The organism is Sphingomonas sp. Ant H11 (assembly GCF_000797515.1).
GTDB lineage: Bacteria > Pseudomonadota > Alphaproteobacteria > Sphingomonadales > Sphingomonadaceae > Sphingomonas.
This window is the reverse complement of sequence record NZ_JSBN01000108.1, coordinates 1-9,560: the sequence shown is the minus strand read 5'-3', so window position 1 is coordinate 9,560 and position 9,560 is coordinate 1. Positions and strand designations below refer to the sequence as shown.

At 64.7% G+C, this 9,560-nt stretch carries 9 protein-coding genes and 2 pseudogenes; 5 read left to right on the top strand and 6 right to left on the bottom strand.

Translation table 11 applies throughout. The annotated features are described in order from the left end of the window. The 4 genes and pseudogenes from NW75_RS17755 to ybgC form a co-directional block, all read right to left on the bottom strand. Nucleotides 1-196, bottom strand: a pseudogene (locus tag NW75_RS17755) (cell envelope biogenesis protein TolA); the annotation flags it as partial. Then, nucleotides 193-630 (bottom strand): protein TolR, encoded by a 438-nt coding sequence (gene tolR / locus NW75_RS17750; protein WP_010405075.1) that lies wholly within the window; start codon nucleotides 628-630, stop codon nucleotides 193-195. The gene tolR and the pseudogene NW75_RS17755, both read right to left, overlap by 4 nt. A 47-nt stretch (nucleotides 631-677) precedes the next feature. Next, nucleotides 678-1,367: a protein TolQ gene (gene tolQ, locus NW75_RS17745; RefSeq protein ID WP_052192487.1), complete on the bottom strand. Its 690-nt coding sequence runs from the start codon at nucleotides 1,365-1,367 to the stop codon at nucleotides 678-680. 8 nt (nucleotides 1,368-1,375) lie between these two features. Next, the gene (ybgC, locus tag NW75_RS17740; RefSeq protein ID WP_405053000.1) at nucleotides 1,376-1,903 is read right to left on the bottom strand and encodes a tol-pal system-associated acyl-CoA thioesterase; all 528 of its coding nucleotides are present in this window, start codon (nucleotides 1,901-1,903) and stop codon (nucleotides 1,376-1,378) included. 51 nt (nucleotides 1,904-1,954) lie between these two features. On the opposite strand from ybgC, the gene NW75_RS17735 reads away from it, so the two are divergent. Then, complete coding sequence (locus NW75_RS17735) at nucleotides 1,955-2,713, top strand: ABC transporter ATP-binding protein (RefSeq protein WP_033966528.1); 759 nt, start codon at nucleotides 1,955-1,957, stop codon at nucleotides 2,711-2,713. Beyond that, on the top strand, nucleotides 2,710-4,170 hold the full coding sequence (locus NW75_RS17730; RefSeq protein WP_033966527.1) for a hypothetical protein: 1,461 nt from the start codon (nucleotides 2,710-2,712) through the stop codon (nucleotides 4,168-4,170). Before NW75_RS17735 ends, NW75_RS17730 begins: the two co-directional genes overlap by 4 nt. A gap of 3 nt (nucleotides 4,171-4,173) precedes the next feature. Here the strand turns inward: NW75_RS17730 and NW75_RS17725 are convergent. Continuing rightward, a pseudogene (locus NW75_RS17725) lies at nucleotides 4,174-5,160 on the bottom strand (NAD(P)H-dependent flavin oxidoreductase). Between the two features lie 433 nt (nucleotides 5,161-5,593). On the opposite strand from NW75_RS17725, the gene NW75_RS17720 reads away from it, so the two are divergent. Next, a complete protein-coding gene (locus tag NW75_RS17720) occupies nucleotides 5,594-6,655 on the top strand; it encodes a hypothetical protein (protein WP_033966533.1) in 1,062 nt (353 codons plus the stop codon). 257 nt (nucleotides 6,656-6,912) lie between these two features. Further along, nucleotides 6,913-7,272, top strand: a complete 360-nt coding sequence (locus tag NW75_RS26830) for a hypothetical protein (RefSeq protein WP_231565289.1) — start codon at nucleotides 6,913-6,915, stop codon at nucleotides 7,270-7,272. A 118-nt stretch (nucleotides 7,273-7,390) separates the two neighbouring features. Here the strand turns inward: NW75_RS26830 and NW75_RS17710 are convergent, their stop codons facing one another. Continuing rightward, nucleotides 7,391-8,650, bottom strand: a complete 1,260-nt coding sequence (locus NW75_RS17710) for an aspartate kinase (protein ID WP_033966526.1) — start codon at nucleotides 8,648-8,650, stop codon at nucleotides 7,391-7,393. Between the two features lie 62 nt (nucleotides 8,651-8,712). Between NW75_RS17710 and ubiG the strand changes: the two genes are divergently transcribed. Further along, a complete protein-coding gene (gene ubiG, locus NW75_RS17705; RefSeq protein WP_033966525.1) occupies nucleotides 8,713-9,453 on the top strand; it encodes a bifunctional 2-polyprenyl-6-hydroxyphenol methylase/3-demethylubiquinol 3-O-methyltransferase UbiG in 741 nt (246 codons plus the stop codon). Nucleotides 9,454-9,560: the final 107 nt, after the last annotated feature.

Here is a 9,560-nt window from a genome sequence, read left to right as displayed (position 1 = left end):
GTGCGGACTGTGCGGGCGGCTCGGGTGCCGCCGGGGCGTGCTGGTCGAGCGCGACATCGTCGGCAAGCGACACTTCGATCGGCTTATTCTGCGGCGGTGGGGGCGGGGCGCTCGTCCAGGCAAGCGAGAGCAGCGCGAACACCGCGACATGGCCGACCACAGCCAGCCCCAGCCCCAGTCCGTCACGCCGCGTCATTTGCCGTCCTGGCCGACCGTGACCAGCGCGACGCGGTTGAGCCCGGCGCGGTTGAGTTCGCCCATTACGCGCATCACCCGCCCATAATCGAGCTTGCGATCGGCGCGCAGGAACACTTGCGGCGGCTTGGCGGGGTCGGCCTTGGCCGCGATCTGCGACAGAATGTCGGGAAGCAGCGCCTCATTGACCGCTTCCTTGTCGACGAACAGCTTGCCTGCCGCGTCGATCGAAATCTGTACCGGCTTCTGGTCCTGGTCGAGCGGCTTGGCGCGGCTGTCGGGCAAATTCACCGGCACGCCGGCCGTCAGCAACGGCGCGGTGACCATGAAGATGATGAGCAACACCAACATCACGTCGACCATCGGCGTGACGTTGATGTCGGCCATCGGTGCGCGCCGCCCGCGGCCGCGCTGGGAGGGAAGGTTCATCGCCATCGCGGTTTATACCCCGCCCGCCATCAAGAATGATCCGGAGATCCTACTCACCGCCGAACCTCGACTTCGAGCTGACGGCTGAGGGTTGCGTGGAACGCATCGGCAAAGCGATTGAGCCGCGCCTCGATCCGGTTGATGCTGTGGCTGAAGCGATTGTAGGCGATCACCGCCGGAATGGCCGCAAACAGGCCGAGCGCTGTGGCGAACAGCGCCTCGGCAATGCCCGGGGCCACCACTGCGAGCGAGGTGTTCTGCGCCGCCGCAATGCCGGTGAAGCTGCGCATGATGCCCCACACCGTGCCGAACAAGCCAACGAACGGTGCGACCGCGCCAACCGTCGCCAGGATATTCAACCGGTCCGACAGCGTATCGATCTCGCTTGCAACCGCCGAGCCCATCGCCGTCGCGAGCCGCTCTCGCGTGCCTTCGCGGTCGACATGGCCGCCTGCGGTCGAGCGCCGCCATTCCGCGACCCCCGCCGTAAACACGCGCGCGATCGGCAATGTGTTCTCGCTCTCCACGCGGTGGAACGCATCGATATCCTCGGCCTTCCAGAAATCCCGCTCGAACCGCGTGATCTGGCGACGCGTGCTGCCCAGCTTGAAGAGGAAACCAAGGATCACCGCCCAGGTCGCGACGCTCGCCAGCATCAGTCCGATCATCACGGTCTTCACCACCAAATCCGCCTGAAGGAACAGCGCGATCGGCGACAGGGTCGTCGCATCGGTATTGAGCATGAATCCGTTCACGAAAGCTGATCTCCTGATGTCGTAACGCCTTCGCCCATCACTTGGGCGAAAGCGGCAATCCAATCCCTGGGCTGGCGCACCGCGCGCCCCGCTGCACCGACCAGCGCTGCGGTCACGTCTGCCTCGGTCAGTATCTCACCGCCGCGCATGACTCGCTGATGAATATCGACCGATGCAGCGCGAACTTTTGTAAGTCTGGTCACAACGAGCAGCGCATCATCGAGTTTCGCGGGCGCGCGATAGCGGATGTTGAGTGCGGTCACCGCATACGCCCCGCCGCCGCTTTCCTGATGCGCACGCTGGTCGATGCCGGCCTGGCGCAGCATGTCCGAACGCGCCCGCTCCATATAGCGCAGGTAATTGGCGTGATAGACGATCCCCGAAAGATCGGTGTCCTCGAAATAGACGCGCAGCGCGAAGCGATGCTCGCCCGCGACGATACGGCCTTGCGTCGGCAAATCGAGGTCGGCGTGCGGCATGACGTCGCCCTGTAACGGCACGCGCGCGATCCGAAAACCCCGCATAGGCGCGCCGTACCTACTGGACGGCCATGGTGTATCGCTTAAACAGAACACATGATCGATTCCCCGCACGCGCCCGCCTTGCGCATCCGAGGCCTGGCCAAGAGCTTCGACAAGCCTGTCATCACCGGGCTCGATCTCGATATTGCCGGGGGTCAGCTTTACGCGCTGCTCGGCCCGAACGGCGCGGGCAAGACCACCACGCTGCGCATGGTCGCCGGGCTCGCCAAGCCCGACGCCGGGTCGATCGAAATTTTCGGTATCAACACGCGGCGCGATCCGCTCGGGGCCAAGGCGATCACCGCCTGGCTGCCCGATGAGCCGATGCTCTATGACAAATTGTCGCCGCTCGAATATCTCGCCTTTGTCGCCGGGCTGTGGCGGATGGACCCCGGCTTCGCGGCGCGCGAAGCCGATCGGCTGCTCCACTGGCTCGATTTGTGGGAGCAACGCGACACGCGCTGCGAAGGCTTTTCGCGCGGCATGAAGCAGAAGGTCGCGCTGGCGGGGGCGTTGATCCATGATCCCAAGCTCCTGATCCTCGACGAACCGCTGACCGGGCTCGATGCGAGCATGGCGCGCTCGGTCAAGGATGCGCTGCGGGCGCAGGTGGAAGCGGGCAAGACCGTGATCGTCACCACCCACATCCTCGAAGTGGCGGAACGCATGGCCGATCGCATTGGCATCATCGGCGGCGGGCGCTTGCTCGCCGAGGGCACGCTCGATGAACTGCGCGACCGTGCCGGCACCGAGGGCATGACGCTGGAAGACACCTTCATCCGCCTGACCAGCGCGGAGCCCGTGGCCGCATGAACTGGGCGATGCGCCGGGCGCGGCCGGGAAGCTTCGTCTGGCTGGCGCTGCACGAATTGCGCCTGACGTTCCGCGCCCGCCCCAGCAAAGGTGCGTCGCGCTGGATTGGCTATGGTCTGCTCGGGCTGTGGCTGTTGATCGGGTGTGCGACCGGCTGGGCGCTGCGGGATACCCCGATTCCGGTCTTGCCCGAGATGTTGATCGCCGTGCTTGGGGCGAGCCTGCTCGCGCTGACCTTCATGACCGCGCAGGCGATGATCGGCAGCCAGCGCACGCTCTATGAGAGCGGCGACCTGTCGCTGCTGTTTACCGCGCCCGTGCCCGAGCGAACGGTCTTGCTGGCCAAATTGCTGGGGATCGCCGGCGCGATTGCGCTGACCTACGCGACGTTGCTGTTGCCGATGGTCGTACCGGTTGCGATTCTCGGCCATCCACAGCTGTTCGGGCTGGTCGCGTTGCTCGCTGCGCTCGCCTTTGCCGCCGCCGCTCTTGGCCTCGCGCTGACGCTGACGATCGCTACGCTGGTCGGCCCGCGCGCCGCGCGCACCGTCGGCCAGATCGTCGCCGCAGTGCTCGGCGGCGCGATCTTCCTCGGCACGCAATTGGTGTCGCATAGCGACCGGCGCGCGGGTGCCTTGGTCGCGCTGTTCGAGCGTCTGCGCGCAAACGGCGTTGGATCGCACGGGCTCTCCGCTTTGCCCGGTCGCGCGGCCCTGGGCGATCCGCTCGCCATCTTCATCCTGCTGGGCGGTGCGCTGCTGCTGTTCGTCGCCGCCGGATCGGCGCTGCAGCGGCTTTTCCTGTCGGGCTATCAGGATGGCGGTATGCGCCTGTCGCGCAGCAAGCCGACCGGCCGCGCCAGCGGACGCCTGTTTCACGCCGGGCTGACGCGCACGATTTTCGCCAAGGAGTGGCGGCTGCTCGCGCGCGACCCGGCGCTCGCCTTCCAGATCGTGGTGCGGCTGATCTACATGGCCCCCTTATTGTTCGTCGCCTTTGGCAAGGGGCACACCCTCCCCCTCCCGGCGACCCTGGCTTTTGGCAGCGTGTTCATCGCGAGCCAGCTCGTCGGCAGCTTTGCCTGGCTGACGGTTTCGGCGGAGGATTCGCCCGATCTGCTGGCGGTCGCGCCGGTCGGCAAGGACGAGATCGACATTGCGAAACTGCTCGCCGCCTTCGCGATGGCCGCGCCGTTTGCGCTGCTGCTGCCGATCGCCATCGCCACCCAGACGGTGCTGGGGGCCGCGATCACGCTGGTGATGACCGCCTTTGGCGGCGCGGCGGCGGGCTATGTCGAACTCAAGCTCGGCAAACCCGGCCAGCGCAGCACGTTCGTGCGCCGCCGTCAGGGCGGCGTGGTCGCGGGCATTTTGTCGCTGCTGATCGCCTTCATCTTCGGCGGCGGCGCGGCGCTGGCGGTGTTTATGCTCGGCGGAGGGCTGGCGCAGCTCGGCTGAGGCTCAGGCCGCGCGCTGTGCCAGCGCGGCGGCGGCTTCCTCCATCAGGCTGGCGATGATGTCGGCGACGGGTTCTTCCTTGGTCACCATGCCGACCGACTGGCCCGCCATCAGGCTGCCATGCTCGACATCGCCCTCGATCACCGCGCGCCGCAAGGCGCCCGCCCAATAATGCTCGATCTGCAATTGCGCCTCGGCCATCGCGATCGTGCCCTCGTCCAGCGCCTGCGCGACTTCGCGCTGCTTGGCGGTAAACAGATCAGCGCCCGCATTCTTCAGCGCGCGCACCGGGATGACGGGCAAGCGCGGATCGATCTGTACGCTTGCCACCGCATCACGCGCCGATGCGCGCAGAAAGGCCTTCTTGAAGTTCGGATGCGCAATGCTCTCGGTCGCGCAGGCGAAGCGCGTGCCGAGCTGCACGCCCGCCGCGCCCATGTCGAGATACGCGGCGATCGCCTCGCCGCGCCCGATGCCCCCCCGCCACGAACACCGGCACCTTGTCGGCAACGTCGGGCAGGATTTCCTGTGCGAGCACGCTGGTCGACACCGGGCCGATATGCCCGCCCGCTTCCATACCCTCGACGACCAGCGCATCGACGCCGAGCGGATCAGTTTCTTGGCGAGGCTGAGCGCCGGGGCGAAACAGATCAGCTTGGCACCCTTGGCCTTGATCGCGTCGATCGATCCCGCCGGGGGCAAACCGCCGGCCAGCACGACATGGCCGACGCCGTGGCGGCTGCACACCTCGATCAGATCGAACAGCGCCGGGTGCATGGTGATAAGGTTCACGCCGAACGGCTTGTCGGTCATCGCCTTGGTCGCGGCGATTTCGGCATCGAGCAATTCCGGCGTCATCGCGCCACAGGCGATCAGGCCGAACCCGCCCGCATTGGAAATGGCCGAGACGAGGTGCCGCTCGGACACCCACGACATCGCGCCACAGATGATCGCGGTCTCGCTGCCCAGAAAGGCCGTGCCGCGCGCCATGCGGCGCTTAAGACGCTCCGCGCCGGAAAGCGGAGATACAATGGAAGTCGCTTGGGTCATGCCATTGTGCCTAGCCGCTACGGTCAAGACCATCTAGCCCCCTCCGACATTCCCCGAAAAGCGGTTTGCGTCGACGAAGCGGACGCTCGCTCTTTCCGCGCGCCATTCGCTCCAGATCGGATCGACCTCGCTCAATCCTCTCTACAAACCGTCAAATTGGTTCAGCAATACGGTGCAATAATATCCATCCATAGTATGACCGCCGTGTCGCTTATAGGATGTTGCGATGACACTATCACCGACGCCTTCTACGCATCATATCTATTGATCGTCTTTCATCGGGATCGCGATCTACCGCCTAGACTGGCTGATCTGATACCTCTTGTCGCAAGTTAGTGATGTGCAGCGTATCCTTCTCGCAATGGAGATGATCATGCCTAGCCAATATACCATCTATCTGGTCAATCAGTCGTCCTCGACGCAGACGTTCTGGTGCTTTCTCACCCGGCCTGCGGAAATCGCGAGCGACCCGAACGTCTTCGCCAATTCGAGCGCGTCGATCGCGATCGACTCGAACGATCCGAGCACAAATTACTTCGTTATCCCCGTGCAATATTCGGTCGGTGCCGGTGCCAGCAACAACGCCGTCGGCCTCGACGTTCAAGTCACCTCGACGATCTCGCAAAACAGCGATCTCGCCCAGGTGTGGAACGCCGATTATGCCAACGCTCCGCCCAAAAAGGGGCCAAAACTTAACGCAGCGAGCACGTCAACCGGCCCGAACAGCATCAAACTCGTCACCAACTCCTTCAACCAGGAAGATAACGAGGCGCTGGGCTGGTACAGCAACCAGTCGTTCGGCATCCAGACGGCCAGCGGCTTCATGGGCATGACCTGGTCACCCTCGCCCAATCAGAGCCGGACCCTGACGCCGAAACTGAGCTTCTACATCAGCGTCGGATCGTTCGGATCCTCGACCCTCGCCGACTGGACGCAGGTCAGCAACGACTCCGCCCAGGTCTCGGTCCCCGGCTCCTTCTCCGGCGGGGCGTGCACCGTAACATTGCTGAACAACGGAAAGTGGAAGATCGCGCCGGGCAAGCCAGCCCAGTTCGCGTTGCTGGAAAATCTCGCCTTCCTGAAATCCGACGAGCATTCGCAGTTGATGGCGATGGCGTATCTGGAAGACGCCACGATCCAACAGGATACCGTGACGCAGGTTCACTGGGACACGTCCTCCGTGGCAAAGCTTTCCGCCGAAGAAGAAGCGGAGGGCTATGTCGCGAACACGTTCCTCACCGGGACGATCACCGTGGCGACAGCGTTGACGGCCGGATTTGCTTACTTCGTGGTGAGCGGGGTGCAATTCTCGATCACCAGCGTCAACGGCGCGACCACCGTGAACTTCAGCTATAGCGGCGCGCAGTCGGCCGCCACCATCCAAAACCTCCTGGTCGCGGGTGCCCAGGCCATCTTTGGCGGCAACAGGCCCTGAAGGGCGCAACCGTCCGTGCGGCTCGGCAAAGGTGACATCCCGGTGAAAACCACCCCCTTCTCACCGACGCCCGACGAGATCGCACAGGCAAACCCGCGCTTCACCCCGGTGGCTGCAGACACGCTGTATGCAGCCACCGCATACCCGCCCACCACGACCGTCACCATCAAACCTGCGCAGGATTACGCGATCGCACTGGTGGCTACTTTTTTCCGTCGGACCTGGCCCAACTTGGCGGGGAACGCATCGTCGCCGGATTGCAGACCGTCGACACCAACGTGTACATCGCCTTCAACCGCGATCTGCCAGTGTCCTGGTTCGCATCGATTTATAAGGCTGGCGAGATCAGCCCCAATGCGGCGGCGTTTCCCTATTCCAGCGATGCCGACAGCTTCATACTGCCGCTCAACAAAGCGGTCACGCTCACCCATGATTCGGCCGGGTGGCATATCCCAAGCTATGATGCCACGCTCTACAAAGTGACCGTCGGCTTTGGCCTCGGCACCGATCCCATCTTTTGTGCCTATGCGCTGCAAGTCTCGCCCGTCAGCACCGCCGTGGTGGCAGCGGGGGGGATTTCAGCTCGTCCGAGATGCGGGCGGGCAGGAGATCGGTGATGTCATCTCGGTGGCGGAGGAAGCCTGGTCGATGCCGATCGGCGGGCAGTATATTCTGACCTTCGATGCCTCCGGCAATGGCACGCTCAGCACCCGCTGAGCGGGCCGTTTTCGCCGTTCAGGCGGCATCCTCGGCATCGAGCCCGTATGCCGTGTGCAGCACGCGCACCGCCAGCTCGGTATAATCCTCCTCGATCAGCACCGAGACCTTGATTTCGGAGGTCGAGATCGCCTGGATGTTGATGCCGCGCTCGCCCAGCGTCGAGAACATCGTGCTGGCGACACCGGCGTGGCTGCGCATCCCCACGCCCACCACCGAAATCTTGGCAACGCGCGTATCGTGCACCAGCGAGGCGAAGCCGATCTTTTCGCGCGCGGCGTTCAGCGCCTCGATCGAGCGCGCCAGATCGGCCGCCGGCACGGTGAAGGTCACGTCGGTCGAGCCTGCCGCATGGGCGATATTCTGGATAATCATGTCGACGTTGATGTTCGCCGCCGCAAGCGGTTCGAAGATCGCCGCGACCGCGCCCGGCTTGTCGGGCACCGCCGTCAGCGTGATCTTGGCTTCGTTCTTGTCATGCGCGATGCCGGTGATGAGCTGGCTTTCCATGTCTTCAATCTCCTCTTCGCCGACGATCATCGTGCCGGGCAATGTATCCGCCATCGGTGCGTCCTCACCAGTGAAGGACGACAGCACTTGCACGCGCACGCCTTCCTTCATCGCGAGCCCGACCGAGCGCGTCTGGAGCACCTTGGCCCCCACGCTGGCAAGCTCCAGCATCTCTTCGTAGGTGACTTTCTTCAATTTGCGCGCGCGCGGGACGATGCGCGGGTCGGTGGTGTAGACCCCGTCGACATCGGTGTAGATGTCGCAGCGATCCGCCTTCATCGCCGCCGCCATTGCCACTGCCGACGTATCGGAGCCGCCACGGCCAAGCGTGGTGACGCGGCCATCCGCATCGATGCCTTGGAAACCGGGGATCACTGCCACTTCGCCCGCCGCGAGACTGGCCTCCAGCGCAGCCATGTCGATGCCTTCGATCCGGGCCGAGGCGTGCGCATCCGACGTCGCGATCGGCAATTGCCAGCCAAGCCAGCTGCGCGCCGGCACCCCCGCCGCCTGCAGCGCGATCGCCAGCAAGCCACTGGTGATCTGCTCGCCTGCCGAGACGACAACGTCATATTCCTTGGGGTCGTAAAGCGACGACGCCTCGCGGCAGAAGCCGACCAGCCGATCGGTCTCGCCCGCCATCGCCGATACCACCACCGCGACCTGATTGCCCGCCGCGACTTCGCGTTTGACGCGCGCGGCAACGCTGCGGATCCGTTCGATCCCGGCCATCGAGGTGCCGCCGAATTTCATCACGATACGGGCCATGCGCAGCAGACATCCTTGAGCTGGGGCTTGGGCTATTGGGGGCGTCCTGATAGGAAGCGCACATGAAGAGCGCAACCGTAACGTCTGTAACCACTATCAACCCCGCGGAAGCCGCCCATTTCGGCGCGATGGCGGCGGATTGGTGGGATCCCAAGGGCTCCTCGGCGATGTTGCACCGCTTGAACCCGGTGCGCCTGCGCTATCTGCGCGAACGGATCGATGCGCAGTGGCATGGCGACGAGACGGGCTTCACCCCGCTTGCGGGCAAGCGTGCGCTCGATGTCGGCTGCGGTGCCGGTTTGCTGTGCGAACCGCTGGCGCGCTTGGGAGCGAGCGTCACCGGGCTCGACGCGGCGGCCGAGAATATTGCGGTGGCGAGCGCGCATGCTGCGCAATCGGGCCTCGCGATCGACTATCGCACCGGCAGCGTCGAGAATCTGGACGGCGCAACCTTTGATCTCGTCACCAGCATGGAAGTGATCGAGCACGTTACCGACCCTGCCGCCTTCATTGCCGGGCTGGCGGGTGCGCTGGCGGAGGGTGGCCTGCTAATCCTCTCCACCCCCAACCGCACGGCATTGTCACGCCTCGCGCTGATCACCGTTGGCGAAGGGCTCGGGCAAATCCCGCGCGGCACGCATGACTGGGACAAGTTCCTGACGCCGGATGCCCTGACCGAATTGGTCGAGGCGGCGGGCTTGCGCGTCGTCGATGTGCGCGGGCTCGGCTTCTCGGTCGCCAAGGGCTTCGTACTGAGCGACGACACCAAGCTCGATTATTTCGTGACGGCGGTGCGGGCATAACGCCAACACGCGCGCCATTCTTCCCCCCCTCCCTGGAAGGGAGGGGCTGGGGGTGGGTGGCTCTCCGTGCTGGGCGACAGCGCGACCAACGGGCCGACCAACCCCTC